Origin of the sequence: Bradyrhizobium sp. A5 (assembly GCF_042076515.1) — a bacterium.
In the GTDB taxonomy this organism is placed as follows: Bacteria; Pseudomonadota; Alphaproteobacteria; order Rhizobiales; family Xanthobacteraceae; genus Bradyrhizobium; species Bradyrhizobium cosmicum.
This window is the reverse complement of sequence record NZ_CP148990.1, coordinates 4055839-4081959: the sequence shown is the minus strand read 5'-3', so window position 1 is coordinate 4081959 and position 26121 is coordinate 4055839. Positions and strand designations below refer to the sequence as shown.

General features: G+C 63.9%; 30 protein-coding genes. 23 read left to right on the top strand and 7 right to left on the bottom strand.

What is annotated here, in order from left to right; all coding sequences use genetic code 11:
• Positions 1 to 44: 44 nt before the first annotated feature.
• Positions 45 to 200: a hypothetical protein gene (locus WHZ77_RS19715; RefSeq protein ID WP_375309452.1), complete on the bottom strand. Its 156-nt coding sequence runs from the start codon at positions 198 to 200 to the stop codon at positions 45 to 47.
• Positions 201 to 301: 101 nt separating this feature from the next.
• On the bottom strand, positions 302 to 655 hold the full coding sequence (locus WHZ77_RS19710; protein ID WP_375309451.1) for an MmcQ/YjbR family DNA-binding protein: 354 nt from the start codon (positions 653 to 655) through the stop codon (positions 302 to 304).
• Between the two features lie 69 nt (positions 656 to 724).
• On the opposite strand from WHZ77_RS19710, the gene WHZ77_RS19705 reads away from it, so the two are divergent.
• Positions 725 to 1276, top strand: coding sequence for a carboxymuconolactone decarboxylase family protein (locus tag WHZ77_RS19705; protein ID WP_375309450.1), 552 nt, complete (start codon positions 725 to 727; stop codon positions 1274 to 1276).
• Positions 1277 to 1294: 18 nt separating this feature from the next.
• Here the strand turns inward: WHZ77_RS19705 and WHZ77_RS19700 are convergent, their stop codons facing one another.
• A complete protein-coding gene (locus tag WHZ77_RS19700) occupies positions 1295 to 1528 on the bottom strand; it encodes a 4-oxalocrotonate tautomerase family protein (protein WP_375309449.1) in 234 nt (77 codons plus the stop codon).
• A 35-nt stretch (positions 1529 to 1563) separates the two neighbouring features.
• Positions 1564 to 2304: an SDR family oxidoreductase gene (locus WHZ77_RS19695; RefSeq protein WP_375309448.1), complete on the bottom strand. Its 741-nt coding sequence runs from the start codon at positions 2302 to 2304 to the stop codon at positions 1564 to 1566.
• Positions 2305 to 2409: 105 nt separating this feature from the next.
• Here WHZ77_RS19695 and WHZ77_RS19690 point away from each other — a divergent pair, with 105 nt between their 5' ends.
• The 7 genes from WHZ77_RS19690 to WHZ77_RS19660 all read left to right on the top strand — a co-directional run bounded on the left by WHZ77_RS19690 (position 2410) and on the right by WHZ77_RS19660 (position 9801).
• Positions 2410 to 3303 (top strand): LysR family transcriptional regulator, encoded by an 894-nt coding sequence (locus WHZ77_RS19690; protein ID WP_375309447.1) that lies wholly within the window; start codon positions 2410 to 2412, stop codon positions 3301 to 3303.
• Positions 3304 to 4163: 860 nt separating this feature from the next.
• Positions 4164 to 5828, top strand: a complete 1665-nt coding sequence (locus WHZ77_RS19685) for an acetolactate synthase large subunit (RefSeq protein ID WP_375309446.1) — start codon at positions 4164 to 4166, stop codon at positions 5826 to 5828.
• A gap of 205 nt (positions 5829 to 6033) precedes the next feature.
• A complete protein-coding gene (locus WHZ77_RS19680; protein ID WP_015686708.1) occupies positions 6034 to 6381 on the top strand; it encodes a Lin0512 family protein in 348 nt (115 codons plus the stop codon).
• Positions 6382 to 6385: 4 nt separating this feature from the next.
• On the top strand, positions 6386 to 7078 hold the full coding sequence (locus WHZ77_RS19675) for a GNAT family N-acetyltransferase (RefSeq protein ID WP_375309445.1): 693 nt from the start codon (positions 6386 to 6388) through the stop codon (positions 7076 to 7078).
• Between the two features lie 72 nt (positions 7079 to 7150).
• Positions 7151 to 8335 carry a serine hydrolase domain-containing protein gene (locus tag WHZ77_RS19670; protein WP_375309444.1) on the top strand — a complete coding sequence of 395 codons (1185 nt, stop codon included), beginning with the start codon at positions 7151 to 7153 and terminating at the stop codon, positions 8333 to 8335.
• 30 nt (positions 8336 to 8365) lie between these two features.
• Positions 8366 to 9031 (top strand): DUF429 domain-containing protein, encoded by a 666-nt coding sequence (locus tag WHZ77_RS19665; RefSeq protein ID WP_375309443.1) that lies wholly within the window; start codon positions 8366 to 8368, stop codon positions 9029 to 9031.
• A gap of 65 nt (positions 9032 to 9096) precedes the next feature.
• Entirely contained in the window at positions 9097 to 9801 is a 705-nt protein-coding gene (locus WHZ77_RS19660) for a glutathione S-transferase family protein (RefSeq protein ID WP_375309442.1), read from the top strand.
• Between the two features lies 1 nt (position 9802).
• Here the strand turns inward: WHZ77_RS19660 and WHZ77_RS19655 are convergent, their stop codons facing one another.
• Entirely contained in the window at positions 9803 to 10174 is a 372-nt protein-coding gene (locus tag WHZ77_RS19655; protein WP_375309441.1) for a tRNA-binding protein, read from the bottom strand.
• Between the two features lie 103 nt (positions 10175 to 10277).
• Here WHZ77_RS19655 and WHZ77_RS19650 point away from each other — a divergent pair, with 103 nt between their 5' ends.
• Positions 10278 to 10631 (top strand): ArsC family reductase, encoded by a 354-nt coding sequence (locus WHZ77_RS19650; RefSeq protein WP_375309440.1) that lies wholly within the window; start codon positions 10278 to 10280, stop codon positions 10629 to 10631.
• 24 nt (positions 10632 to 10655) lie between these two features.
• Here WHZ77_RS19650 and WHZ77_RS19645 read toward each other — a convergent pair whose 3' ends face one another.
• Complete coding sequence (locus tag WHZ77_RS19645; RefSeq protein ID WP_375309439.1) at positions 10656 to 11303, bottom strand: hypothetical protein; 648 nt, start codon at positions 11301 to 11303, stop codon at positions 10656 to 10658.
• A 340-nt stretch (positions 11304 to 11643) separates the two neighbouring features.
• Between WHZ77_RS19645 and WHZ77_RS19640 the strand changes: the two genes are divergently transcribed.
• The 7 genes from WHZ77_RS19640 to WHZ77_RS19610 all read left to right on the top strand — a co-directional run bounded on the left by WHZ77_RS19640 (position 11644) and on the right by WHZ77_RS19610 (position 18137).
• Positions 11644 to 12399: an ABC transporter ATP-binding protein gene (locus WHZ77_RS19640; protein WP_375309438.1), complete on the top strand. Its 756-nt coding sequence runs from the start codon at positions 11644 to 11646 to the stop codon at positions 12397 to 12399.
• Positions 12392 to 13138 carry an ABC transporter ATP-binding protein gene (locus tag WHZ77_RS19635; protein WP_375309437.1) on the top strand — a complete coding sequence of 249 codons (747 nt, stop codon included), beginning with the start codon at positions 12392 to 12394 and terminating at the stop codon, positions 13136 to 13138. Before WHZ77_RS19640 ends, WHZ77_RS19635 begins: the two co-directional genes overlap by 8 nt.
• A 48-nt stretch (positions 13139 to 13186) precedes the next feature.
• Entirely contained in the window at positions 13187 to 14407 is a 1221-nt protein-coding gene (locus WHZ77_RS19630) for an ABC transporter substrate-binding protein (RefSeq protein ID WP_375309436.1), read from the top strand.
• 72 nt (positions 14408 to 14479) lie between these two features.
• On the top strand, positions 14480 to 15343 hold the full coding sequence (locus WHZ77_RS19625) for a branched-chain amino acid ABC transporter permease (RefSeq protein WP_015686697.1): 864 nt from the start codon (positions 14480 to 14482) through the stop codon (positions 15341 to 15343).
• Position 15344: 1 nt separating this feature from the next.
• Positions 15345 to 16313 (top strand): branched-chain amino acid ABC transporter permease, encoded by a 969-nt coding sequence (locus WHZ77_RS19620; protein ID WP_375309435.1) that lies wholly within the window; start codon positions 15345 to 15347, stop codon positions 16311 to 16313.
• Between the two features lie 156 nt (positions 16314 to 16469).
• The gene (locus WHZ77_RS19615; RefSeq protein ID WP_015686695.1) at positions 16470 to 17114 is read left to right on the top strand and encodes a DUF47 domain-containing protein; all 645 of its coding nucleotides are present in this window, start codon (positions 16470 to 16472) and stop codon (positions 17112 to 17114) included.
• Between the two features lie 15 nt (positions 17115 to 17129).
• Complete coding sequence (locus WHZ77_RS19610) at positions 17130 to 18137, top strand: anion permease (protein ID WP_375309434.1); 1008 nt, start codon at positions 17130 to 17132, stop codon at positions 18135 to 18137.
• Here WHZ77_RS19610 and sugE read toward each other — a convergent pair.
• Entirely contained in the window at positions 18130 to 18444 is a 315-nt protein-coding gene (gene sugE, locus WHZ77_RS19605) for a quaternary ammonium compound efflux SMR transporter SugE (protein WP_375309433.1), read from the bottom strand. The two genes, WHZ77_RS19610 and sugE, sit on opposite strands and share 8 nt — an antisense overlap.
• A gap of 156 nt (positions 18445 to 18600) precedes the next feature.
• Between sugE and WHZ77_RS19600 the strand changes: the two genes are divergently transcribed.
• The 7 genes from WHZ77_RS19600 to der all read left to right on the top strand — a co-directional run bounded on the left by WHZ77_RS19600 (position 18601) and on the right by der (position 26052).
• Positions 18601 to 20223 carry a peptide chain release factor 3 gene (locus WHZ77_RS19600; RefSeq protein ID WP_375309432.1) on the top strand — a complete coding sequence of 541 codons (1623 nt, stop codon included), beginning with the start codon at positions 18601 to 18603 and terminating at the stop codon, positions 20221 to 20223.
• Between the two features lie 105 nt (positions 20224 to 20328).
• A complete protein-coding gene (locus tag WHZ77_RS19595) occupies positions 20329 to 20907 on the top strand; it encodes a hypothetical protein (protein ID WP_375309431.1) in 579 nt (192 codons plus the stop codon).
• Positions 20908 to 20974: 67 nt separating this feature from the next.
• The gene (locus WHZ77_RS19590) at positions 20975 to 21559 is read left to right on the top strand and encodes an NnrU family protein (protein WP_375309430.1); all 585 of its coding nucleotides are present in this window, start codon (positions 20975 to 20977) and stop codon (positions 21557 to 21559) included.
• A gap of 72 nt (positions 21560 to 21631) precedes the next feature.
• Positions 21632 to 23224: a class I adenylate-forming enzyme family protein gene (locus tag WHZ77_RS19585; protein WP_375309429.1), complete on the top strand. Its 1593-nt coding sequence runs from the start codon at positions 21632 to 21634 to the stop codon at positions 23222 to 23224.
• Positions 23225 to 23390: 166 nt separating this feature from the next.
• Complete coding sequence (locus tag WHZ77_RS19580) at positions 23391 to 24044, top strand: tetratricopeptide repeat protein (RefSeq protein WP_375309428.1); 654 nt, start codon at positions 23391 to 23393, stop codon at positions 24042 to 24044.
• Positions 24045 to 24074: 30 nt separating this feature from the next.
• Positions 24075 to 24620, top strand: a complete 546-nt coding sequence (locus WHZ77_RS19575) for a hypothetical protein (RefSeq protein ID WP_375309427.1) — start codon at positions 24075 to 24077, stop codon at positions 24618 to 24620.
• Positions 24621 to 24669: 49 nt separating this feature from the next.
• A complete protein-coding gene (gene der, locus WHZ77_RS19570) occupies positions 24670 to 26052 on the top strand; it encodes a ribosome biogenesis GTPase Der (protein WP_015686686.1) in 1383 nt (460 codons plus the stop codon).
• Positions 26053 to 26121 lie beyond the last annotated feature (69 nt).

The window sequence follows — 26121 nt, the reverse complement described above, 5'->3', positions numbered from 1 at the left end:
AGTCAGAGATCAATTCCCGGTCAACGGCGGCAGGACCCTTCGCTCTAGCTGCAGATCGCGCGGGGAATCATCCAGGTCGCAAAGGTCTGCCAGAGTCCGTCCTCACGGCGGCGCTGGTAGGCGACGAAGTCGGCGCCGTCGCCATGCACGAGTTCATAGCGATGTGCTTTGGAGGATACGCTGGTGTTGGGATTGCTCATGGAACACTCCATCTCGAATGGGCTCTGCGGCTGAGTTAGGTGCAGTGCAGCAAAAGTCCAATGGGAGGACGGTAATCATCCCATCACGTTCTGGAGAGCGGTCAGTCCAGCCCCAGGGCCTTGCGCGATTTGCGGGTGAGCTTTGCGACGATCGTGGCATGAGCCTGCGCCAGATAGGCCGTGAGCTCGGCATCCGGCAGCGCGTTATTGCCAGCGAGCTGCACCCATTTGGCGCGCGCGAGATACGGCGCTGGCCGTGCCACGCCATGTTCGATCAGGATCGCGTAGGCCATGTCCGAGACCTTGAACATGTAGCCGCCGGAACCCGCGGCAAAGCCACCGCTGAGCGCGAACATCTTGCCGCCGACCTTGAACACGGAGGTGCCTTCCCACTGCACCACCTTGGTGACGGCAGGCAGGCGCAGGCAGCGTGTTTCAAATGTCTTGGGTGTCATGCGATCGCAATCGAGGCGGATGGCCTGCCGTTATGGCAACATGTATTCTCCAACCAGGGATGAATGGCCATGTCGCGAGTTTCGATCAAGACCAGGGACGATTTGCCGGAGGCGCTGAGGCCGCTGTGGGACAAGATGGCGACTTACGGCGCGTTCGAGAACCAGGCCGGTGTCATGGCGCATCGCCTGCCGATCTTCAAGCACATGTGGTCGCTGCTGGTTGATCTCGCCAGCGAAGGCCAGGTGTCGAAGCGCCATCTCGAGCTTGCGCTGGTCACAGTCTCGCTGCTCAACAAGTGCGACTATTGCGTCTCCCACCACGCACCCAAGCTGGCGGTGCAGGGCGTATCGGAGCAGGGCGCCGCGCGCCTCGTCGACTACAAGGACCATCCCGAGCTCGATGAGCTCGACAAGCTCGTCGTCGAATATTCCATCGCCGTCACCAACAACTGGAACAAGACCCGCGACGAGATCTTTGTCCGCCTTCGCGCGCATTTCTCGGAAGCTCAGATCGTCGAGCTGACCTGGCGCATCGCGCTGTGCGGCGCCTTCAACCGCTTCAACGACATCCTTCAGCTCGAAGTCGAGCAGGGCGTTCCCCACAGCGAGGCTGCCGAGTAGGCGGAGTCGCCCGCGGACTCAGCCTGAAGCTGCCGTGACGGAATCGCCGGCGCGATAAGCGTCGGGAACGACGAAGACCTCGTCGGCGCGGCCATAGCCGCCGTCGGGGACTTCCGCGATCAGGACCATCGTGTGCGGCCGCGCCGCTTCGCCGAAATAGTCGACGAACAGCGCGGTGAGGCGATGCACGATCTCCGCCTTCTGGGTTCGCGAGAGCGCGGCCTGCGGGATCTTGATGTTGGCGAAAGGCATGATTGTCGTCTCCGTGTAAGGTGTCGTGCTGCGTGTCAGATCACGCCGCCGTTGGCGCGGATGATCTGGCCGTTGATCCAGCCGCTGTCGCGGCCGGCGAGAAAGGCGACGACGCCGGCGATGTCGTCGGGCTGGCCGAGGCGGCCGAACGGGTTCATGGCGGCAATGGCGCGCACCTGCTGCTCGCTCTTGCCGTCCATGAACAGCCGGGTCTCGACCGGACCTGGCGCCACCGCGTTGACCGTGATGCGCCGGCCGCCGAGTTCCTTGGCGAGGATATGCGTCATGGCTTCGACTGCGGCCTTGGTCGCGGCGTAGACGCCGTAGCCGGGCTGATAGAGGCCGACGACGCTGGACGAGAAGTTGACGATGCGGCCGCCGTCGCGGAGCCGCCGCGCCGCTTCGCGCAAGGACCGGAACACGCTTTCGAGGTTGATCGACATCTGCCGCGCGAACGCGGCGTCCGTCATCTCGGCGAGTGGCCCGAGTTCCATGACTCCGGCATTGTTGACGAGGATGTCGACGCCGCCGAAGGCCCGCTCGGCCGCATCGAACAGCAGCGATGGGGTTGCCGGATCGACAAGATCGGCCTGCACGGCGATGGCGTGTCCGCCGGCGGCTTCGATTTTGGCGACGAGCGCGTCGGCAGCGTCGCGGCCGCTGGCATAGTTGATGGCAACCGCGATTCCGTCCTGGGCCAGCCGGCGGGCGATCGCCGCGCCGATGCCGCGGGAGCCGCCGGTGACGATGGCGCCGCGCTGGGATGGAGTGGTCATGATGGGTCTCCTCGATGGTGTCTGACCGGGAGATACTCCATCGCGATGGCCGGATAATCGCCTGAGACTTGCCATCACTTGTCGGCTGTGGTGAACAATCGTTCCATGGACCGTTTCGACGCCATGCGCCTGTTTGTCCGCCTGGTCGAGCGGCAGAGCTTTACGGCCGCAGCCGCCGACCTCGGCATTCCGCGCTCGACGGCGAGCGAGGTGCTGCGCGGCCTCGAAGCGCGACTGGGCGCGCGCCTGCTGGAGCGGACGACGCGGCATGTCACGCCGACGCTCGACGGCGAGGACTATTACCGCCGCTGCGTCGCCATCCTGGCGGAGGTCGAGGAAGCGGAAGCCGCGATGCGCGATGCACAACCGCGCGGCCTGTTGCGTATCGACGCGCATCCTTTGCTGACGCGCACCTTCATCCTGCCGCACCTGCCTGCGTTCCTGGCGCGCTATCCGCAGCTCGACTTGCAGATCGGGCAGGGCGACCGCCTCGTCGATCTCGTGCGCGAGGGCATCGATTGCGTGATCCGCTCCGGCGAGCCCGAGGACAGCGGCATGATCCTGCGCCGCCTCGGCACCATCGCGGAGGTTACGGTGGCGAGCCCGGCCTATCTGGCGAGCCACGGCACGCCGGCGACGCCGGACGCACTCGACGGCCATCAGATGGTGGCCTTCCTCTCCTCGCGCACCGGCGACGTGCTGCCGCTGGAATTTTCCATCGCCGGCACGCTTCGCCATGTCGTGCTGCCGAGCCGGGTTCGCGTCAACAATTCCGACGCGATGGCCGACCTCGTGCGGCTCGGCTTTGGTCTTGCGCAGGCTCCTCGCTATCGCTTTGCGGACGATCTCGCCAGCGGGGCGCTGGTCGAGGTGCTGGCGGACCATCCGCCTTCGCCGACGCCGCTCTCGGCGCTCTATCCGCAGAACCGCCAGCTCGCGCTGCGCCTGCGCGTGTTCCTGGAGTGGATCGCCGGCATTTTCGCCGAAGCGAAGCTGTAGGGAGAAGCGGGCTACAATCCCTTGCGTTGCCCGACGGGCAAAACACACAAGTCAGGGGTCAATCAGCCGTCGCAAAAATATTCCATTTTACCAAAATTCGGTTATGGCGTATTCAAGCGTCACCTCACCCCGGTCAGAGGGGCGTATCGCGATCGTCACGAAACGTGGGGTGAGCTGCGGTGGACGCAGACAGCATCGGCGCGACAGGCATCGCAGGGCGGGCAACCATGAGCGAAGGCCATTGTGCACACGACCGGTGTGATTTGCGTACGGCAAAATCGTGTGGTCCTGGCGCCCGCAGGCTGGCGTCAAGCGTTGCGGTGATGCGTGCTGTCCAACCGTACATGCGCATCGTCAGCCGCAAGGCGACGGGGGCAATAGTGCATCGCTCCCCGGGGAGAGCGCGACATAAGCCGTAAACCCACTGCGCAGGGAAGGCCGGTTGTTTGGCTTCACCTGTATGCCGCTGTGCAGCCTCTTGTAGCGCAACTTTCGCACAGTGGACCGTGGGTGCCAGCCGGCACCCGGTCTTCCCTGCGCCCTCTGACATCTGAGGGTGTCGAGATGAAGCAAAGCTCGGGCGAGACACGCCGCGAGGACGCGAAACTGCGTCTGCGTGGTTGTGGGATGGGTTTCGCAAGTGCTCCACCCATCCTACGAGTTGCCACCAACATACTCCGTCATTGCGAACGCAGCGAAGCAATCCAGAGTCTCTCGGCGGAAGGATTCTGGATTGCTTCGCTGCGTTCGCAATGACGATGTTGATGCAATTGAACGCCTCTTTGTGAGTTGTGCCGGAGCGGCATATCGCTACGATGCGCGCGCTCCCGACCACGGGACGCACAACGCGCGGAGGCGACATGAGCGAACAGGAACGCAAGACAAAGGGATCGGACCTGTTTGTCGCCGCGCTGGAGAACGAAGGCGTCGATCGCATCTTCGGTGTTCCCGGCGAGGAGAACCTCGACCTCGTGGAGTCGCTGCGCACCTCCAAGATCCAGCTGATCCTGACCCGCCACGAGCAGGCCGCAGCCTTCATGGCCGCCACCCATGGCCGGCTCACCGGCAAGCCCGGCGTTTGTCTGTCGACGCTCGGCCCCGGGGCGCTCAACCTGTCCACCGGTGCGGCCTATGCGCATCTCGGCGCGATGCCGATGATCCTGATCACCGGCCAGAAGCCGATCATGAGCAGCCGGCAGGCGCGCTTCCAGATCGTGGACGTGGTCGCAAGCATGAAGCCGCTTACGAAGCTGTCGCGGCAGATCATCAGCGCGTCCAGCATTCCGACCGTGGTGCGCGACGCCTTCCGCGTGGCGATGGAGGAGCGGCCGGGACCCGTCCATCTCGAACTGCCGGAGGACATTGCTGGCGATGAAGTGCCGGCCGTTCCCGTCATCCCGGTCCATCCGATCGAAATTCCCGTCGCCCACCGCGCCGCGCTCGACCGCGCCGCGGGAATGATTCTGGCTGCAAAACGCCCGCTGGTGATGATGGGCGCCGCGACCAGCCGGCCACGTTCGACGCACGGCATCGCAAGCTTCGTGCGCCGGACCGGCATTCCGTTCTTCACCACGCAGATGGGCAAGGGCACCGTGCCCGGCGGCACCAATCTCTATATGGGCACCGCGGCGCTGTCCGAGCGCGACTATGTTCACGACGCGATCGAGGCCGCCGATCTGATCGTCGCGATCGGTCACGATCCCATCGAGAAGCCCCCCTTCATCATGGGGCCGTCGGGGCCGAAGGTCATCCACGTCAGCTACACGCCGGCGAGCGTCGAGCTGGTCTATTTTCCCGACGCGGAAGTCGTCGGTGACGTCGGCCCGAGCCTGGAGCTTCTGGCCGATCGTCTCGAAGGCAAGCTGCCGCAGGCGGCGGCGCTGTTGCCGCTGCGTGAGGACATCCTCGGGCATATCGCCGACCGCGCCACCGAGGCGCGCTGGCCGCCGACGCCGCAGCGTATCGTGCACGACATCAGGCAGGTGATCCCGGAGAACGGCATCGTCGCGCTCGACAACGGCATGTACAAGATCTGGTTCGCGCGCAACTACCGCACCCGGGTCGCCAACACGCTGCTGCTCGACAACGCGCTGGCGACCATGGGCGCCGGCCTGCCGTCGGCGATGATGGCCGCGATGCTCTATCCCGAGCGACGCGTGCTCGCGGTCGCCGGCGACGGCGGCTTCATGATGAACAGCCAGGAGATGGAGACCGCCGTCCGGCTCAAGCTCAATCTCGTCGTGCTGGTGCTGGAGGACCACGCCTACGGCATGATCCGCTGGAAGCAGGCCGTCGATCATTTCGCCGATTTCGGCATGACGTTCGGCAATCCCGATTTTGTTCTCTACGCGAAGGCCTATGGCGCGAGGGGCCATCGCATCGAGAGCATCGACAGCTTTGCTCCGACGCTCGATGCGGCCTTCAAGGAGGGCGGCGTGCATCTGGTCGTGATCCCGATCGATTATTCGGAGAACGTACGGGTGCTGGTCGACGAACTGCGGGCGCATGAGAAGGCGAAGGCGTGATGTGATGGACGCTCTCTCCACATCGTCATCGCGAGCGCAGCGAAGCAATCCAGAATCCCTCCACGGAAAGACTCTGGATCGCCTCGCTGCGCTCGCAATGACGGAGTTTGTGGCAGGCGCCTTTGCCCAACATGACAACCCTCCTTGTGCCGCGATCTCCGATCGCAGACACTCCCCATCACCCAACCAACCACAGGAATAAGACATGACCCGCGTTCGCTGTATCACCGAGATGGGCATGGGCGTCGACGTCCACGGCCGGGATGCCACCAAGGCGGCGAAGCGCGCGGTGTCGGATGCGATCAGGCATTCGAGCCTCGGCTTCTTCCGGATGATCGGCAAGACCGCCAACGACATGTTCGTCGACGTCACGATCGCCGTGCCCAACCCCGAGGCGGTGGACAAGGAAGCTGTTGCCAAGGAGCTACCTTACGGCACGGTGACCGTGACCGCCGTCAAGGGCGGGCTCGAGATTCCCTCGGCCACGGAAGTGGCCAACGACCCCATCCTCATCGCCAATGCCGCCGTCATCGTCAGCTTCGAGAAGGACTAGGCCGGTGTCCGACAGCGATGTGGCTCTGCTCGATCGGCCGATCTGGAGCGCGCTGACGACCAGCCAGAAGCATCTGGCGGAAGGCGGCCCGCGGGCGCTGCGTTATCCCGTGGACATGACGCCGTTTGCAGACATGGCGGACATGTCGGCGGCAAGCTTTGCCGCGCTGGGTGATCTCCTGCCGGCCTCGCAAGTCGCCGCGCTGTTCACGCCGGACCCCGTCGACATTCCCTCCGGCTTCAAGGTCGTACTCTCGGAGACCGGCGAGCAGATGATCGGCTCGCCGGCCGACAGTCCGCTTCGCGATGCCGAGATCGTCACACTGGGCGCAGCCGACGTTCCCGCCATGATGGCGCTGACGGAGCTGACAAAGCCCGGCCCGTTTGCCGCGCGGACATATGAGCTCGGCACCTTTCTCGGCATTCGCGCAGGCAATGAACTGGTGGCGATGGCCGGCGAGCGGATGAAGCCGGGAAAGTTCGTCGAGATGACGGCGGTCTGTGTCCACCCCGATCACCGTGGCCGCGGTTATGCGCAGGCGCTGCTCGCGGCGATCGCGCGCCAAATCGAGGCGCGCGGTGAAATTCCGTTCCTGCACGTGTTCTCGAGCAATGCCTCGGCGATCGCGCTGTATCAGCGGCAGGGGATGACAATTCGTCGCCGCATGCACGTCACCGCCCTGATGAAGGAGGGATGAGTGCGGTCCGCCGGGCTTCATATCCGGCCAATTCACGCTATATCCATCCCAACCATAATTTGGGGGAAGCACATGGACGCCAGAACACCGGATTTTTCCGCCGCACGGACGGCGATGCAGCGCTATGTCGATCAGGAGATCATTCCGGGCGCGTCCTGGGCCGTACTGAAGGGCCGCGATGTCGTCGATCAGCAATGCGTCGGTTTCGCCGATCGCGAGGCGAAGACCGCGCTCCGGCCCGATCACATTTTCCGCGCGTATTCCAACACCAAGATCTTCGTCACCTGCTCGATCATGCTGCTGGTCGAAGAGGGGCGCATCGGGCTCGATGACGCCGTCGAAAAAGTCCTGCCACAGCTTGGCAATCGCAAGGTGCTGAAGCAGGGCGCCTCGAGCCTTGCCGACGTCGAGCCGGCGAAGGGCCCGATCACGATCCGCCAGCTCCTGACCCACACGTCGGGCCTCAGCTACGGCATCTTCGATCCCGGCTCGGTGCTGTTCAAGGGTTACAACGAAGCGCGCGTGCTCAATCCGCTGACGCCGCTGACCGACATGATCGACCAGCTCGCCGATCTGCCGCTGTCCTATCATCCCGGCACGGGCTGGGAATATTCGGTGGCGACCGACGTGCTCGGTCGTATCGTCGAGGTCGTCTCGGGCAAGTCCCTCGACGCATTTTTCAAGGAACGGATATTCGATCGGCTCGGCATGATCGACACTGGCTTCCACGTGCCTGAGGCACAGCAGGGCAGGCTGGTTGCGCTCTACACCGGCGCCGACGTGCTCGATCCAATGAAGCCTGGCCTGACGCGGGCCGACAATCTGCCGTTTCCGCAAGCCTATCGCCGGCCGTTCCCGCGGCTGTCGGGCGGCGGCGGTCTGGTTTCGACCCTGCCGGACATGCTCGCAATGGTGCGCGCGCTGCTGCCCGGCTCGGATGCGCTGCTCAAGCCGGAGACGCTGCGCCAGATGATGACGAACCAATTGGCCGCCGGGCAGACCATCCGTTTTGCCAATCTCGGGCCGATCCCCGGCAAGGGCTTTGGTCTCGGCGGCGCCGTCACCTTCGCTCCGACGCCGTTCGATCCGCCGAATTCGACCGGCGAATTCCAGTGGGGCGGCCTTGCCGGCACCCATTGGTGGATTTGCCCGCAGGCCAACACCGCCGGCGTGCTGATGGCCCAGCGCCACATGGGTTTCTGGAATCCGTTCTTCTTCGAGTTCAAGCGCCTGGCCTACCAGGCGGTCGGCGGCTGATACGCGAGAGGGCACGTCAGGGTCGCGCGCGTGCCCAATTATCTCGGCTTCGATGGATATCGCTTCGGCTGGGTCGCCGCGTGGATCGATGATCGCGGCGATCACGGTTTCGATTATTCGCCGGGCCTGACTCGTTTGCTCGAGATGCCGCATGCACGTGCGATGATCGACATGCCGATCGGATTGAAGCCGAGCGGCTATCGTTGCTGCGACAAGGAGGCCCGAAAATTGATCGGTCCTGCCGTGTTCCTCGGTGCGCGGCGCGACCTCTGGAAGTTCTCTGACATGGGGGCTGCCAATCGCCATTACTGGGAGCATGAAGGCCGGGGCATGGGCGTGTCCGCGCAGCTCTGGAATATCAGGGACAAGATCAGGGACGTCGACGCGATCATGACACCGGCGCGACAAGCGATTGTCGGCGAAGCGCATCCGGAATTGGTGTTCTGGAATCTCGCCGGTCAAATCCGGCTTGCGCTGAAGACATCGTCGCACGGTCGCGAACAGCGCATCGCGTTGCTGGAGCAACGCGGATTCACATGCGTGCGCAAATGGCTGACACAGCGGCACGGCACCGGCATCGGCCCAGACGATCTCATCGATGCCTGTGCTTGCGCGGTCGCTGCGCGCGACAGCACGCAGCGCGTCGGCGGCGAGGAGATCGATCCGCGCGGACTGCGGATGGAGATCAATTATTGAGCCTTGCGCCGATCCGCGCCCCGCCTAGATTAGACCCGGCTTGATACCAGCTCGAAGGATCCCCGATGTCAGATCTCTCCGCATTTGCAATTACGAGGCGCTGGCCGGCCGAGCACCCCGAGCTGCTTCAGCTTTACTCGCTGCCGACACCGAATGGCGTCAAGGTTTCGATCATGCTGGAGGAGATCGGATTGCCTTACGAAGTTCATCTCGTGGACTTCGGCAAGGACGACCAGAAGACGCCTGAATTCCTCTCGCTCAATCCAAACGGCAAGATCCCGGCGATCCTCGATCCCAACGGTCCCGGCGGAAGGCCGCTGCCGTTGTTCGAGTCCGGCGCGATCCTGCAATATCTGGCGGAGAAGACCGGCAAGCTTTTGCCCGAAGATGCCGCGCGCCGGTACCAGACCATCCAGTGGGTGCATTTCCAGATGGGCGGCATCGGGCCGATGTTCGGCCAGGTCGGCTTCTTCCACAAGTTCGCCGGCAAGGATTTCGAGGACAAGCGTCCGCTCGAACGCTACGTGGGCGAGTCCAGGCGCCTGCTCGGCGTCATGGAGACGCATCTGGCGGGCCGGCAATGGTTCATGGATGACGACTACACCATCGCCGACATTTCCATGCTCGGCTGGGTACGCAACCTCATCGGCTTCTACGGCGCCGGCGATCTCGTCGAATTCAGCCAGTTCAAGTCGGTCGGCGCCTGGCTCGAACGGGGCCTTGCGCGGCCGGCCGTTCAGCGCGGGCTGAACATTCCGAAGCGGCTGTGAGCTAGAACAGCCGTCCGCCGTTGGGCACCGGCTTGGTCGGCTGCACCAGCACGACCTTGCCGTCGGTATCGGGAAAGCCGAGCGTCAGCACCTCGGAGACGACAGGCCCGATCTGGCGCGGCGGGAAATTGACGACCGCCGCGACCTGTTGTCCCACCAGCGTCTCCAGCGGGTGATTTTCGGTGATCTGCGCCGAGCTCTTGCGCACGCCGATCGCGGGACCGAAGTCGATCCACAGCCGCCACGCCGGCTTGCGGGCCTCCGGAAACGGCTTCGCATCGACGATGGTGCCGACGCGGATATCGACCGCGAGGAAGGTGTTGAAGTCGATGGTCGGCGACGAGGCTGCGGCGGGATCGTGGGTGACGTGCATGGAATGTCCGGTCGGAGAGCTGGCTTGGTTCGCAATATTGTCGCGCGAACCGGAGTTTCGTACAACGCTACAGTCACGATACGATGCATGCACGAGGAACGTCTTGCCCAACATCATCTACGGCATCAAGAACTGCGACACCATGAAGAAGGCGCGCGCCTGGCTCGACACGAACGGCGTCGCCTATGAATTCCACGACTACAAGGCGGCGGGCATCGAGAAGGACAAGCTCAAGCAGTGGAGCGACAAGGTCGGCTGGGAGACGCTGCTCAACCGCGCCGGAACGACCTTCAAGAAACTGCCCGACGTCGACAGGGAAGGCCTCACCGAAAAGAAGGCGCTGGCATTGATGCTAGCGCAACCATCGATGATCAAGCGACCGGTGCTGGAAGTCGGCGGCAAGCTCCTGGTCGGCTTCAAGCCGGACGTCTATGCCAAGGAAGTCAGGACCAAATAGGTCGACATCCGAGCGCGCTGACGGCTAGTTCAGCTCGATGGTCTCGGAGGTGACGGCGGGGCCGGACTGATCGGCGAACTCGACGACGTCCGCGGCCGCGATGCGACCGGGTGCGCGATGGAAGAGGTCCTGATCGATCACCGCGCGCAGTTTCGGCCGAGGCAGCGCGTCATTTCCGCGCATCAGATTCTTGATCTCGAAGCCGCCGTCCTCGCAGAACGTCTTGAGCGAGGCGATGATGTGACAGACCTTGCCGTCGGTCAGGAACGGCAGCAGCAGCCGTTCATAGGCAACCACGCGTCCGTAGATGTCGTCGATGTCGGCAACGCTGTAGACCGGAAGCCCCCGCGCCACGCATTCATAGTAGAATGGCATCACGAACGGCGCGAGCCGCGGCCCGATATAGTCGTCGAGCAGAACGCCCTTGCCGGTATGTCCATAAGCGCGCGAGATTCGCGTGCCTTCGCTCTGGATGGTCAGGCGCGGCGTCGGCGTCGAAATGTCCACAGTATAGTAGATGAGATCGGACAGCTCGTCCTCAAGGCGCGCGGGCTGATATTCCCAGACCGCCGGCGCCGTCTGCGTGCGCGCAAAAAGTCGCAGCCACGTGTTCAGAAGGTCACGCTGCCTGATCGACTTGACGACGGAAGGAGCGGCGCTTGCAAAATCCAAGACAATATTCCCGGCGATAAAACGCGCACATCATCGTCGTTGCGGGAAAATTTTCTATGAAGGCTGGCGCGCGGCACGAAAGACCGTTAACGACGGCTTGATGACCGGTGTCTTGCGAACCGGGAGGCCGGGCAGGCGCGACGTCAACACCTCCGACTAGGGGAGCATTTGGATCCCAGCCGGAGGCCTGATCTGCTCAGCTTTCCGCCTTGCCTAACCCCCGTCACCTCCGGCATATTCCGCGCCCGGAGGCGGCGGTTCCGGGTGGGCTCCAGGGCATCCGGAATGCCGAAGCAACCAAGGACAGCCACGCGCATAGCGCGGGCAGGGGGAAATCTGTTTGGCCGATGAGTTCATTCTCGAAACGGAAGGCTTGACCAAGGAGTTCGCGGGCTTCTTCGCCGTCCGCGACGTTGCGCTCAAGGTTCGCCGTGGGAGCATTCACGCGTTGATCGGCCCGAACGGGGCCGGCAAGACGACGTGCTTCAATCTTCTGACCAAGTTCCTCAAACCGTCTGCCGGAAAAATCCTGTACAAGGGACAGGACATTACCGCGATGGCGCCGGCCGACGTGGCCCGGATGGGGCTGGTCCGTTCATTCCAGATTTCCGCGGTATTTCCGCATCTCACCGCGCTGGAGAACGTTCGTGTCGCGCTTCAGCGTCAGCACGGCAGCTCCTTCGATTTCTGGCGTTCCAAGTCCGCGCTCAACCGTTTCAACAACCGCGCGCAGGAGCTGTTGAGCGACGTCGGCCTCAGCGAGTTTTCCAATACGCCGGCAGTCGAGATGCCCTACGGGCGCAAACGCGCACTGGAGATCGCAACCACGCTGGCGCTCGACCCTGAGATGATGCTGCTGGACGAGCCGATGGCCGGCATGGGCCACGAGGACATCGACAAGATCGCGGCGCTGATCAAGCGGATTTCCGCGAAATATACCATCCTGATGGTCGAGCATAATTTGAGCGTCGTCGCCAATCTCTCCGACATCATTACCGTGCTGACGCGCGGGCAGGTGCTCGCGCAGGGCAATTACGCCGAGCTCACCAAGGACGAGCGCGTCAAGGAAGCCTATCTGGGAGCTGGTCATGGTTGAGACTGTGATTGCGGGCGCTCCGGCAAAGGCTGCGACCGGAGGCAACATCCTCCAGGTGCGCAACCTGGAAGCCTGGTACGGCGAATCCCACATCCTGCACGGGATCAATTTCGACGTGAATGCCGGCGAGGTCGTCACCCTGCTCGGGCGCAACGGCGCCGGCAAGACCACCACGCTGAAGTCGATCATGGGCATCATCGGCAAGCGCACCGGCTCGGTGAAGTTCAACAACCAGGACATCATTCGCGCGACCTCCGACAAGATCGCGCGGATGGGCATCGCGTTCTGCCCGGAGGAGCGCGGGATTTTCTCCAGTCTCGATGTGCGGGAGAATTTGTTGCTCCCGCCGGTGGTCCGCCCGGGCGGATTGCCGCTCGAGCAGATCTTCGACCTGTTTCCCAATCTGAAGGAACGTCTCAACAGCCAGGGCACGAAGCTGTCCGGCGGTGAGCAGCAGATGCTCGCGATCGCGCGCATCCTGCGCACCGGCGCGAGCTTCCTGATGCTGGATGAGCCGACCGAAGGTCTTGCGCCTGTCATCATCCAGCAGATCGGCCACACCATTGCGCGGCTCAAGAAGGAGGGCTTTACGATCCTCCTGGTCGAGCAGAACTTCCGCTTCGCATCGACCGTCGCTGACCGCTACTACGTGGTCGAGCATGGCAAGATCATTGACGGATTTTCCAATTCGGAGCTTGCCGCCAACATGGACAAGCTCCACACCTATCTCGGCGTTTAAGGCGGCCACGCGTCAAACGACCAAGAGAATATTCACGAGGGAAGTCACATGAAGAAGTCGATTGCGTCGTTTCTGCTCGGCACGGCGTTGGCCGTCACCACGGCCGGCGTAGCCTTCGCGCAGGACAAGACTGTCAAGATCGGTGCGCTGTCCGATCAGTCCGGCCTCTATGCCGACCTCGGCGGTCCCGGCTCGACGCTCGCCGCCCAGATGGCCGTCGAAGATTCCGGCCTGGTGGGGAAGGGCTGGAAGATCGACATCATCTCGGGCGATCACCAGAACAAGCCCGACATCGGCACCGCGATCGCGCGGCAGTGGTTCGACGTCGACAAGGTCGACATCATCGTCGACGTGCCGAACTCGGGCGTGGCGCTCGCCGTCAACAACGTCATCAAGGAAAAGAACGGCGTCTACATCAACTCCGGTGCGGCAACCTCGGATCTCACCAACGCGCAGTGCTCGCCCAACACCGTGCACTGGACCTACGATACCTACATGCTGGCCCACACCACGGGCCAGGCGCTGGTGAAGGCCGGCGGCGACACCTGGTTCTTCCTGACCGCGGACTACGCCTTCGGCGCAGCGCTCGAGCGCGACACCACCTCGGTCATCACCGCCAATGGCGGCAAGGTGATCGGCGGCGTCAAGCATCCGCTCAACACCCCGGACTTCTCCTCGTTCCTGCTCCAGGCGCAGGCGTCCAAGGCCAAGATCATCGGCCTCGCCAACGCCGGCGGCGACACCACCAACTCGATCAAGCAGGCGGCCGAGTTCGGCATTGTGAAGGGCGGCCAGAAGCTCGCGGCGCTGCTCCTGTTCCTCACCGACGTCAAGGCGATCGGCCTCGAGACCGCGCAGGGCCTCAACTTCACCGAGACGTTCTACTGGGACATGAACGACCAGACCCGCGCTTTCTCCAAGAAGTTCTCGGAGAAGATGAAGAACGGCGCGATGCCGACCATGGTGCAGGCGGGCGTCTATGCCGGCGTGCGCCACTATCTCAAGGCGCTGGACGCGCTCGGCGGCAATCCGCATGACGGCGTCAAGGTCGTCGAGAAGATGAAGTCGATGCCGACGGAAGACGATCTGTTCGGCAAGGGCGAGATCCAACCGAACGGCCGCACCATCCATACCGCCTATCTGTTCGAGGTGAAGAAGCCCTCCGAGTCCAAGGGGCCGTGGGATTTCTACAAGCTCGTCGGCTCGGTGCCGGGCGACCAAGCCTTCACGCCGCTCTCCGAGAGCAAGTGCGCGCTGCTTAAGAAGTAGGATAACGGCCCGCAGGCCTAAGGTCTGCGGGCGACTTTCAGGGGAACGCCGAAGGGACCGGGTGCGGGATCGATGCAGGCTCTTTACGCTCAGCTACTGGTGGGACTGATCAACGGCTCGTTTTACGCGCTGCTCAGTCTCGGGCTCGCCGTGATCTTCGGCATGCTCAACATCATCAATTTCGCCCATGGCGCGGTCTACATGATGGGTGCCTTCGTCGCCTATTTTCTGTTGAACCTCGGCGGCATCAATTACTGGTGGGCACTGCTGATCGCGCCGATCATCGTCGGCATCTTCGGCATGATCCTGGAACGGACCATGCTGCAATGGCTGACCGGGCTCGATCATCTCTACGGCCTGCTGCTGACCTTCGGCATCGCCCTGATCGTGCAGGGCGTGTTCCAGAACTACTTCGGCTCGTCCGGCCTGCCTTACGCCATTCCGGACCAGCTCAAGGGCGGCATGAATCTCGGCTTCATGTTCCTGCCCGTCTATCGCGGCTGGGTCGTCATATTCTCGCTGGTGGTGTGTATCGCCACCTGGTTCCTGATCGAGAAGACGCGGCTCGGCGCTTACCTGCGCGCCGCCACTGAAAATCCGACGCTGGTGCGCGCCTTCGGCGTCAACGTGCCGCGCATGATCACGCTGACCTACGGTCTTGGCGTCGGCCTTGCCGCGCTCGCCGGCGTGCTCTCGGCGCCGATCAACCAGGTGCGGCCCCTGATGGGCGCTGACCTCATCATCGTGGTGTTCGCGGTGGTCGTGATCGGCGGCATGGGATCGATCATGGGCTCCATCATCACCGGCTTCGCACTCGGTGTGATCGAGGGCCTGACCAAGTATTTCTACCCCGAGGCCTCCAACACCGTCGTGTTCGTGCTGATGGTGCTGGTGCTCTTGGTGAAGCCAACGGGATTGACGGGAAGGGCGGCCTGATATGACAGCCTTGACGGACGACACGCTGCCGGTAGCCCCGCGCGCTATTCGCGACGAGATGATCGTATTCGTGGTGATGGCGCTGCTGCTGGCCGCGGTGCCATTCAGCGGCATTTACCCGTTCTTCGTGATGCAGGCGCTGTGCTTCGCGCTGCTCGCCTGCGCCTTCAATCTTCTGATCGGATATGGCGGCTTGCTGTCGTTCGGTCACGCGATGTTCATGGGCACCGCAGGCTATTGCAGCGCGCATGCGCTGAAGGTGTGGGCGTTGCCGCCGGAGCTTGGCATTCTCGTCGGTATCGCCGCGGCGTTCGGGCTGTCGCTCATCACCGGCTATATCTCGATCCGCCGCCAGGGCATCTACTTCTCGATGATCACGCTGGCGCTGTCGCAACTGCTCTACTTCATTTATCTCCAGGCGCCGTTCACCCATGGCGAGGACGGCATCCAGGGCATCCCGCAAGGCCGCATGTTCGGCCTGTTCGATCTCTCGAAGCCGACGACCCTGTACTACGTCGTGCTGGTCGGCTTCCTCGCCGGCTTCCTGCTGATCTACCGCATCATCAATTCGCCGTTCGGCGAGGTGCTGAAGGCGATCCGCGAGAACGAGCCGCGCGCGATCTCGCTCGGATACCGGACCGACCAGTACAAGTTCCTGGCTTTCGTCCTGTCGGGCACGCTCGCCGGCTTTGCCGGTTCGCTGAAAGTGTTCGTGGCGCAGAACGCCTCGCTCACCGACGTGCACTGGACGATGTCGGGCGAGGTCGTGCTGATGACGCTGGTCGGCGGTCTCGGCACCATCTTTGGTCCCGTTGTCGGCGCCTTCGCGATCATCGCCATGCAGCAATATCTGGCGGGGTTCGGCCAGTGGGTGACGGTGATCCAGGGCTCGATCTTCGTGGTCTGCGTGCTCACCTTCCGCCGTGGCGTCATCGGTGAAATCGCGCATTACTTCCGGCGATCGCTCTAAATCATTGATATCGCACCGATTTAATTGGTGCGTGAAAGCGGTGGATGATCCGGCTGCGCGGGCGTGAGGTGGCACGCGCGCGGAATGAAAATGGTCTATGACAGTTTTATGACGGCTCATTCGGGCCGGGCCATTTCCAACCGGTAGACGATTTCCATGATGCGATGGTTTCGCGCTTTCCTGCCCAAGGAAGAACGGTTCTTCGACCTGTTCGACCGCCACGCCAAGACCGTGATCCAGGGCTCGATCGCGCTTCAGGGCATGCTCAACGGGGGTGAGGAGACGCCGGTCTACTGTCAGCGCGTCAACCAGTTCGAGAACGACGCCGACAACATCACCCGTGAAGTGCTGACGGCGGTGCGCCGCACCTTCATCACCCCGTTCGACCGCGGCGACATCAAGAACCTCATCACGTCGATGGACGATGCGATCGACCAGATGCAGCAGACCGCCAAGGCCGTGATGCTGTTCGAGGTCCGCACTTTCGAGCCGCCGATGCGCGAAATCGGCGGGCTCCTGATCGAATGCGCCAATCTGGTCGGCCGCGCGCTGCCGCTGATGCAGGAGATCGGCAAGAACGTCGCGATGCTGACCGCGATTACGGAAGAATTGACCAAGCTCGAGGGCCGGGTCGACGACCTCCACGACATCGGGATGAAGGAGCTGTTCCTGAAGCATCGCGACGGCAGCGCAATGGATTTCATCGTCGGCGTCGAGATCTACGATCACCTCGAAAAGGTGGCCGACCGTTTCGACGACGTCGCGAACGAGATCAACAGCATCGTCATCGAGCAAGTGTAGGGCAGGGGCCGCGCCGTGGATGCTGCGTTGGGTCTACCCGTCCTGGTCGGATTGATTGCCGTCGCGCTGCTGTTCGATTTCCTGAACGGCCTGCACGATGCCGCCAATTCGATCGCGACCATCGTTTCCACTCGCGTTCTGCGGCCGCAATTCGCGGTTTTCTGGGCCGCTTTCTTCAATTTCGTCGCCTTCCTGGTGTTCGGGCTGCACGTCGCCCAGACCATCGGCACCGGCATCATCGACCCCGCGATCGTCGATGCCCAGGTGATCTTCGCGGCGCTCGTCGGCGCCATCGTCTGGAACCTCGTGACATGGGCGCTCGGCATACCGTCATCGTCGTCGCACGCGCTGATCGGCGGCTTGTTCGGTGCAGGCGTTGCCAAGGCCGGGGTTTCGGCGGCGGTCTGGAGTGGATTGTCCAAGACGGTGATCGCGATCGTGCTGTCTCCGCTGGTGGGGTTCCTGCTCGCGATGGTGCTGGTGGCGATCGTGTCCTGGGCGTCGGTGCGGTCGACCCCGTTCGCGGTCGACCGTGCCTTCCGCATCCTGCAGTTCGCGTCCGCTTCGCTCTATTCGCTCGGCCATGGCGGCAACGACGCGCAGAAGACCATGGGCATCATTGCCGTGCTGCTCTATTCGCAGGGCCAACTTGGCGGCGAATTCTTCGTTCCATTCTGGGTCGTGCTGTCGTGCCAGGCGGCGATGGCGATGGGGACGCTGATGGGCGGCTGGCGCATCGTGCGCACGATGGGATTGCGCATTACCAAATTGACGCCGATGCAGGGCTTTTGCGCCGAAACCGGTGGCGCCGCCACGCTGTTCATGGCGACCTTCCTCGGGGTTCCCGTCTCGACCACCCATACCATCACCGGCGCCATCGTCGGCGTCGGCGCCGCTCGCCGCCTCTCGGCGGTGCGCTGGAACGTCGCCAGCTCGATCGTCTATGCCTGGGTGATCACGATGCCAGCCTCGGCGATCGTCGCGGCTCTGACCTGGTGGGCGGTCAAGATCTTCGTCAGGTGACGAGCTTCAGCCCGACAATGCCGGCGACGATCAATCCGATGCTGGCAAGGCGGAACGCGCTGGCCGGCTCGCCGAACAGGACGATGCCGAGCGCCGCGGTGCCGACCGCGCCGATCCCGGTCCAGACCGCATAGGCGGTTCCAATCGGCAGCGATTTGAGGGCGAGGCCGAGCAGGATGACGCTGCCGGCCATGGCCGCGAGCGTGAGGACCGACGGAACGAGCCTGGTAAAGCCCTCGGTGTATTTGAGGCCGATCGCCCAGGCGATCTCCAGCAGGCCGGCGATGAACAGGATGCTCCAGGCCATGGCGACCCTCCATTCAAGGCAGGGTCGTCCCCGCGGCTGATAGTCCGATGAGCGGGAAGGCCGTCCTTCCCAAAGCGGATATGGGGCTGGCCGTAAGGCTCCGCAATCACCAATGAGGCTTGATCCGGCCCATATTCCCTGCCAAACGCTGCCGCCATGTCCGACATCGCCACGACCACAGCCGAATCGCCGGCCCGTTCCACGCTTGCCGCCGAAGTGGCGCGGCGGCGGACCTTTGCGATCATCTCGCATCCGGACGCCGGCAAGACCACGCTCACCGAAAAGCTGCTGCTGTTCGGCGGCGCCATCAATCTGGCCGGCCAAGTCAAGGCCAAGGGCGAGCGGCGCAACACGCGCTCGGACTGGATGAAGATCGAGCGCGAGCGCGGCATCTCGGTTGTGACCTCGGTCATGACCTTCGAGTTCGAGGGCCTCGTGTTCAACCTCTTGGACACGCCGGGCCACGAGGACTTTTCGGAAGACACCTATCGCACGCTGACCGCGGTCGACTCCGCCGTCATGGTGATCGACGCCGCCAAGGGCATCGAGGCGCGCACCCGAAAGCTGTTCGAGGTGTGTCGTCTTCGAGATATCCCGATCATCACCTTCATCAACAAGATGGACCGCGAGAGCCGGGACGTGTTCGATCTGCTCGACGAGATCGAGAAGACGCTGGCGCTCGACACCACACCGATGACCTGGCCCGTTGGCCGCGGCCGCGACTTCCTCGGCACCTATGACGTCGTCAATGGCGGCGTGCGGCTGCTCGAAGGCGGCGGCGCCAAGACCGGCGCGGCACAGCAGATCGAGATTGCCGAACTCGGCAAGCTCAATGCGAACCTCGATGTCGGAGCGGTCAAGGATGAGCTCGAGCTCGTCACCGCGGCCTCGAAGCCGTTCGAGCTCGCCGCGTTTCGCGAGGGCCATCTGACGCCGGTCTATTTCGGCAGCGCGCTGCGCAATTTCGGCGTCGGCGACCTCCTGGAAGGCCTCGGCAAGTTCGCGCCCGAGCCGCGGGCGCAGGAAAGCGACCAGCGCAAGGTCGAAGCCACCGATCCGCACATGAGCGCCTTCGTGTTCAAGATCCAGGCGAACATGGATCCGAACCACCGCGACCGCATCGCTTTTGCGCGGCTCTGTTCCGGCAAGCTCAGCCGCGGCATGAAGGCGAAACTGGTGCGCACCGGCAAGAGCATGCCGCTGTCGAGCCCGCAATTCTTCTTCGCGCAGGATCGTTCGGTCGCGGATGAGGCCTTCGCCGGCGACGTCGTCGGCATTCCCAATCACGGCACGTTGCGTATCGGCGATACGCTGACAGAAGGTGAGGATTTCAACTTCGTCGGGGTCCCGAGCTTCGCGCCGGAAATCGTCCGCCGCGTGCGTCTCACCGACGCGATGAAGGCAAAGAAGCTGAAGGAAGCGCTCCAGCAGATGTCGGAAGAGGGCGTCGTGCAGGTGTTCCGCCCGCGCGACGGTGCGCCTGCGCTCGTCGGCGTCGTCGGCGCGCTGCAGCTCGACGTGCTGAAGGCGCGGCTCGACGCCGAGTATTCGCTGCCGGTCGAGTTCGAGGTCAGCGAGTTCCAGCTCGCGCGCTGGGTCTCCTCGGAGGACCGCAAGAAGCTCGACACCTTTATTGCCGCGAACACGTCCAGCATTGCGGACGACGTTGACGGTGATCCCGTCTATTTGGCGCGAAACGAGTTTTATCTCGGCTACGCCCGGGAACGCGCCGAGGGGATCGAGTTCACCAACGTCAAGGACGTCAAGAAGAAGGGGTGAGGCGCGCCCCCATCCTGCGGTAGAGCGCGAGCATGTGAACGCCTGCGGGCTTGACGCGCTCACGGACGATACCACGTCAGCCTTGTGGCATCGTGAGTTCACGTCATGTGGCGCGGCATCTTTGTTCTTCTCCTGCTGGTAGTATCGACGGCTGCCGCCGATGCGCAACGTCGTCAGATCAACCCGATCCCGTTTGCGCACGAGCCGTGCAGCGTGCTCGATAATCGGCCATGCACGCCCTCGTACTGCAGTCCGCTCGAACCCGGTCCTTGCATTCCCGAGATCGACTATCCCTACGGGGAGAACCTCCAGCTCACGATCGAAAGTGTGCCGCAGAGCGCCGATCGGGCCAAATACCGGAAGCCCGATCATGATCTCGATACGATCGGTGATCTCTTCGCCGAGCTACGCACCTGCTGGTCGCCGCCATCGGACCATGCCCGCGCGGGCATGCAGATGTCGGTGCGTTTCAGCTTCAACAAAGCAGGCGGCCTGATCGGTCCGCCGCGTCTGACCTTTGCGACCGCAGGTGTCCTCGCCGATACCCGAACCACCTATCTCAACGCGATCAATGCGTCGCTGAAGGCCTGCCTGCCGCTCAAATTCACCAGCGGCCTCGGCGCCGCGCTGGCCGGGCGGCCGATCATGATCCGCTATGTCGACAATCGGGAGCTGGGCAAGTAGCGCATTGCGGGTATCTGCCAATCAATGATACGCCATTGGCGGGGGCGCTGGTTGAGGGGAAGATGTCGTGGGTCTGCTGATCATGATCCTGGGGCTGGTGCTGTTTTTTGCGCCCCATATTTTCACGACGAAGCGTGACGCGCGAGCTCAGGCAATCGCGCGGCTGGGCGAGGGGACTTATAAGATCCTCTATGCGGTGGTGTCGCTCGCCGGTCTGGCGCTCATTATCTGGGGCTTTGCCAATTATCGCGCGACCGGCTGGATCGACGTCTGGTATCCGTCGAAGGCGATGAAGCACGTCACAATCGCGCTGATGCTCCCCGCCGTCATTCTGGTGGTCGCCTCCTATCTGCGTGGCCGTATCTACGCGACGCTGAAGCATCCGATGCTGGCCGGCATCAAGCTGTGGGCTGCGGCGCACCTGCTCGCCAATGGCGATCTCGGCTCCATCATCCTGTTCGGATCGTTCCTGGGCTGGGCGGTGTATGACCGCATCTCGTTGAAGCATCGCACCGACGGGGGTGGCCCTCCGATTCCGGTGGGTGGCGTCACCAACGATCTGATCGCGGTTGCGGTCGGCGTGGTCGCCTATCTGGCGCTGGCGTTTGCGTTCCATCCGGTCGTGATCGGTGTTCCCGTGATGGGCGGGTAACAGATCCGCACGAGACAGGACCCGCATGCCCGTGCGCGGAAAGTGACAAAAGCAACAAGCTGAGGCATTCCGATGGACTGGTCGTACTCTCAGATTCCGCCGATGCGGCTCGAGGCGCGCTTTGGCGATCGGGTGGTGCCGGCCTTCTGCGATCGGCCGATGAGCCTGTGGGCGATGGTTGAGGACGCGTGCGCCCGCAATGCTGATGGCGAAGCGCTGATCGCAGGTAATGTTCGCCTGAGTTGGCGACAGGCGGCGGAGCAGGCCACGCGGATCGCTGCGGGCTTTCGCAAGCTGGGACTCCAGCGCGGCGACCGTGTCGCGATCCTGCTCGGCAATCGCATCGAATTTCCGCTGTTGTTGTTCGCCGCCGCGCATGAGGGGTTGGTCACGGTGCTGCTCGGCACGCGCCAGCAGAAGCCGGAGATCGCCTATGTGCTCGCCGATTGCGGCGCCAGGATCCTGATCCACGAGGCGGCGCTCGCGGAACGCCTGCCCGACGCGCTGGACGTGCCCGATGTGATCCACCGCATCGCCATCGACGACGATCCCGCTCTCTCGCGTTTCGCCAAATTCGCTGACAACCTGCCGGCACCAGCGCCGGTCGAGGTCGGCGAAGAGGACACCGCGATGATCCTCTACACCTCGGGTACGACCGGCAAGCCGAAGGGCGCGATGCTCGCCCATTGCAACATCGTCCATTCCTCGATGGTGTTCGTCTCCTGCCTGCAATTGACGTCGGCGGACCGTTCGATCGCGGCGGTGCCGCTCGGTCATGTGACCGGCGTCGTCGCCAACATCACGACGATGGTCCGCTGCGGCGGTGCCCTGATCATCATGCCGGAGTTCAAGACCGCCGAATATCTCAAGCTCGCCGCGCGTGAACGCGTCACCTACACGGTGATGGTTCCGGCGATGTACAATCTCTGCCTGCTCCAGCCCGATTTCGACACCTACGATCTGTCGAGCTGGCGCATCGGCGGCTTTGGCGGCGCGCCGATGCCGGTCGCGACCATCGAGAAGCTCAAGGCCACGATTCCCGGCCTGAATCTCGCGAATTGCTACGGCTCGACCGAGACGACATCGCCCTCGACGATCATGCCGCGCGAATTGACCGCGAGCCACATCGACAGCGTCGGTCTGCCGTGTCCGGGCGCGCGCATCGTCGCGATGGGGACGGACGGGCGCGAGCTGCCCCATGGCGAGATCGGCGAGCTCTGGATCCAGAGCGCCTCCGTCATCAAGGGCTATTGGAACAACCCGAAGGCCACGGCCGAGAGCTTCACCGGCGGATTCTGGCGCTCCGGCGATCTCGGCTCGATCGATGCCGAGCGATTCGTCCGCGTGTTCGACCGGCAGAAGGACATGATCAACCGGGGTGGACTGAAGATCTATTCCGCCGAGGTCGAATCCGTGCTGGCCGGCCACCCCGCGGTGATCGAGAGTGCGATCGTCGCCAAGGCATGTCCGGTGCTGGGCGAGCGCGTCCACGCCGTGGTGGTAACGCGCGGGCCGGTGGCCGGTGAAGCCTTGCGGGCCTGGTGCGCCGAGCGGCTGTCCGACTACAAGGTCCCCGAAACCATGACGATCACCGCCGAGCCGTTGCCCCGGAACGCCAATGGCAAGGTGCTGAAGCGGCAGTTGCGGGAGCTGCTGGGAGCCTGACCGGGCGCGCCGGTCTCCGGGCGCTCCCGGGTCGTTAACGCCTTGATTGGGCTTGCTTTGCCTTGCCTCCGCCATATCGATAGGGTATCGCCGCCGCCACGTGGGGACCGGTATTTGACGCGAACAATCTGGCGCGCGCGCCCGGCCGGGCATGGGATTAGCTTAAGTGTCTGAATTATTTGACGAAGTCGACGAGGAAGTCCGTCGCGAACAGCTCAAGAAGCTGTGGGATAAGTATTCCATCTTCTTCATCGCCCTGATGGTGCTGGTCGTGGCCGCCGTCGGCGGCTGGCGCGGCTACCAATATCTTGAGGGCAAGAAGGCCGCCGAGGCCGGCGCCGCCTTCGAGAAGGCCGCCGAGCTGTCCGACCAGGACAAGCACGCGGAGGCGGAGGCCGCCTTCGCCGAGCTCGCCGTCAAGGCGCCCTCGGGCTATCGCACTCTGGCGCGGCTGCGTGCTGCGGCCGAGGCGTCGGCTCGCGATCCCAAGGCCGCTGCCAAGATGTATGACGACATTGCCGCCGACCGCGGCATCGGCGGTGAGTGGCAGGATCTGGCCAGGATCCGCGCCGCCGGCTTGCTGGTCGACAGCGCGTCCTATGCCGACATGCAGCAGCGGTTGGAGGCCTCCGCCGCGCCCAAATCGACGTTCCGCCACACTGCGCGCGAGTTGCTGGCGCTGTCGGCCTGGCGCAACAACGACACCACTGCGGCCCGCAAATGGCTCGACGCGATCGCTGATGACGGCGAAACGCCGCCGGGCCTGCGCTCGCGCGCCGAGGCGCTCCAGGCCCTGCTGCCGCCCGTCGCCAAGAGCTGACGGTCCCGAGAGCTGAGACGAGACACCGATATGCGCCGCACGCCACGCTTGATCGCAGCCGCCGTCCTGATCGCCTTCACGGGCGTTCTGGCCGGCTGCTCCAGCTTCGATCCCAGCGACATGCTCGACTTCCTCGATACCAAGAAGAAGCTGCCGGGAGACCGCAAGCCGGTCTTCCCCGAGGGTGTGCCGGGCCTCGAGCAGGGCGTGCCGCGCGACATGTACAAGGGTGCTCAGCAGCAGCCGGATCCGAACGCGCCTGCCGTCGCGGCTTTGCCGGCGGAGCCGCCGCCCGAGGCCAAGCCGGCAAAGGGTGCCAAGGCGAAGAAGACCAGGCAGCCAGCCACCGCGGCAGCTCCTGCTGAGGCCCCGGCGGGCGAAGTCGATGGCGAGGCCCAGCCCGAGGCCGCACCGCCCGCGGCCGCTCCGCCGCCCAAGCAGAAGATCGTCCGCAGGCGCACCACCGCGCCGCCGCCGGATCAGCCCGCCCAGCAGGCGCAACCGACCCAGACCACGCAGCAGCAGTCGCAGGGAGCTTTCCCGGCGCCGATGCCAAGCGGCAGCTTCTCGCGCTGATCACTTCATTACATTGACAGGCGCGGCCTTCGCAGCGCACGAATGACCGATGTCCTTCACGATTGCCATTATCGGCCGACCCAACGTCGGCAAGTCGACGCTGTTCAACCGCCTGGTTGGGCAGAAGCTCGCGCTTGTCGATGACCTGCCCGGCGTCACCCGCGACCGCCGCGAGGGCGAGGCCAGGCTGGGCGACCTCGAATTCACCATCATCGATACCGCCGGCCTCGATGAGGGCGCCAAGGGTTCGCTGACCGCACGCATGCAGGAGCAGACGGAGGCGGCGATCGCGCAGGCCGACGCGCTGTTCTTCGTGATCGATGCCCGCATCGGCCTGACACCCACCGATCGAGCCTTCGCCGATTTCGCCCGCAAGGCCAACAAGCCGGTGCTGCTGGTCGCCAACAAGAGCGAAGGCAAGCATGGCGATGCCGGCGCGATGGAGGCCTTCGCGCTTGGCCTTGGCGATCCCATCCAGATCTCGGCCGAGCATGGCGAGGGCATGGGCGAGCTCTACGATGCGCTCCGCGAACTGATGCCGGAGCCCGTCGAGGAAGATGAAGCCGAGGACGACGCGCCGCTCACCGAGGAAGAGGCCGCGACGCGCCCGATCCGGGTCGCCATCGTCGGCCGGCCCAATGCCGGCAAGTCGACATTCATCAATCATCTGCTCGGCGAAGAGCGCCTGCTGACGAGCCCGGAGGCCGGCACGACGCGCGATTCCATCGCGGTCGAGATCAACTGGAAGGGCCGCGAATTCCGAGTGTTCGATACCGCGGGCCTGCGCCGGCGCTCGCGCATCGAGGAGAAGCTGGAAAAGCTCTCGGTCGCGGACGCGCTGCGTGCGGTGCGTTTTGCCGAAGTCGTCGTGATGATGATGGACGCCCAGAACCGGTTCGAGGAGCAGGACCTGCGCATCGCCGACCTGATCGAGCGCGAGGGCCGCGCGGTCGTGCTCGCCGTCAACAAATGGGACCTGATGGAAAGCAAGGGTGGCGGCGCCATCTCCAATTTGCGCCGGGATGCCGACCACTTGCTGCCGCAGGTTAAGGGGGTACCGATCGTCGCCGTATCGGGCCTGATGGGCGAGGGCATCGACCGCCTGATGCAGGCGATCCAGGACGCCTACGCGGTCTGGAACAGGCGCGTCTCGACGGCGGCCTTGAACCGCTGGTTCGAGGAAGCGGTCCAGGCCAATCCGCCGCCCGCGGTGTCCGGCCGCCGCCTGAAGCTGAACTATATCACGCAGACCAAGGCACGTCCGCCGAGCTTCGTGCTGTTCTGCTCGCGCGCGGACGCCGTGCCGCAATCGTACATGCGCTACCTCGTCAATTCGATGCGCGAGGCTTTCGAACTGCCGGGCACGCCGGTTCGGATCACGTTGCGCGAGAAGGCCAACCCCTTCGCCCACAAGCGCAAGCGGCCGTCGTAGGGTCGGGCAACGCGACTTGTCCGCCGTAGCTTGAAGAGCGAAGGCGGAAGCGTGATCATCGCGACTTCG

Bases quoted from the DNA above. Each gene is read 5' to 3' on its own strand.
- WHZ77_RS19595 (WP_375309431.1), top strand. From the start codon at position 20,329: ATGTGGCGCGGCATCTTTGTTCTTCTCCTGCTGGTAGTATCGACGGCT.
- WHZ77_RS19575 (WP_375309427.1), top strand. From the start codon at position 24,075: ATGCGCCGCACGCCACGCTTGATCGCAGCCGCCGTCCTGATCGCCTTC.
- der (WP_015686686.1), top strand. From the start codon at position 24,670: ATGTCCTTCACGATTGCCATTATCGGCCGACCCAACGTCGGCAAGTCG.
- WHZ77_RS19710 (WP_375309451.1), bottom strand. From the start codon at position 655: ATGACACCCAAGACATTTGAAACACGCTGCCTGCGCCTGCCTGCCGTC.
- WHZ77_RS19630 (WP_375309436.1), top strand. From the start codon at position 13,187: ATGAAGAAGTCGATTGCGTCGTTTCTGCTCGGCACGGCGTTGGCCGTC.
- WHZ77_RS19585 (WP_375309429.1), top strand. From the start codon at position 21,632: ATGGACTGGTCGTACTCTCAGATTCCGCCGATGCGGCTCGAGGCGCGC.
- WHZ77_RS19635 (WP_375309437.1), top strand. From the start codon at position 12,392: ATGGTTGAGACTGTGATTGCGGGCGCTCCGGCAAAGGCTGCGACCGGA.
- WHZ77_RS19625 (WP_015686697.1), top strand. From the start codon at position 14,480: ATGCAGGCTCTTTACGCTCAGCTACTGGTGGGACTGATCAACGGCTCG.
- WHZ77_RS19700 (WP_375309449.1), bottom strand. From the start codon at position 1,528: ATGCCTTTCGCCAACATCAAGATCCCGCAGGCCGCGCTCTCGCGAACC.
- WHZ77_RS19600 (WP_375309432.1), top strand. From the start codon at position 18,601: ATGTCCGACATCGCCACGACCACAGCCGAATCGCCGGCCCGTTCCACG.
- WHZ77_RS19660 (WP_375309442.1), top strand. From the start codon at position 9,097: ATGTCAGATCTCTCCGCATTTGCAATTACGAGGCGCTGGCCGGCCGAG.
- WHZ77_RS19715 (WP_375309452.1), bottom strand. From the start codon at position 200: ATGAGCAATCCCAACACCAGCGTATCCTCCAAAGCACATCGCTATGAA.
- sugE (WP_375309433.1), bottom strand. From the start codon at position 18,444: ATGGCCTGGAGCATCCTGTTCATCGCCGGCCTGCTGGAGATCGCCTGG.
- WHZ77_RS19705 (WP_375309450.1), top strand. From the start codon at position 725: ATGTCGCGAGTTTCGATCAAGACCAGGGACGATTTGCCGGAGGCGCTG.
- WHZ77_RS19690 (WP_375309447.1), top strand. From the start codon at position 2,410: ATGGACCGTTTCGACGCCATGCGCCTGTTTGTCCGCCTGGTCGAGCGG.
- WHZ77_RS19655 (WP_375309441.1), bottom strand. From the start codon at position 10,174: ATGCACGTCACCCACGATCCCGCCGCAGCCTCGTCGCCGACCATCGAC.
- WHZ77_RS19670 (WP_375309444.1), top strand. From the start codon at position 7,151: ATGGACGCCAGAACACCGGATTTTTCCGCCGCACGGACGGCGATGCAG.
- WHZ77_RS19615 (WP_015686695.1), top strand. From the start codon at position 16,470: ATGATGCGATGGTTTCGCGCTTTCCTGCCCAAGGAAGAACGGTTCTTC.
- WHZ77_RS19685 (WP_375309446.1), top strand. From the start codon at position 4,164: ATGAGCGAACAGGAACGCAAGACAAAGGGATCGGACCTGTTTGTCGCC.
- WHZ77_RS19695 (WP_375309448.1), bottom strand. From the start codon at position 2,304: ATGACCACTCCATCCCAGCGCGGCGCCATCGTCACCGGCGGCTCCCGC.
- WHZ77_RS19680 (WP_015686708.1), top strand. From the start codon at position 6,034: ATGACCCGCGTTCGCTGTATCACCGAGATGGGCATGGGCGTCGACGTC.
- WHZ77_RS19620 (WP_375309435.1), top strand. From the start codon at position 15,345: ATGACAGCCTTGACGGACGACACGCTGCCGGTAGCCCCGCGCGCTATT.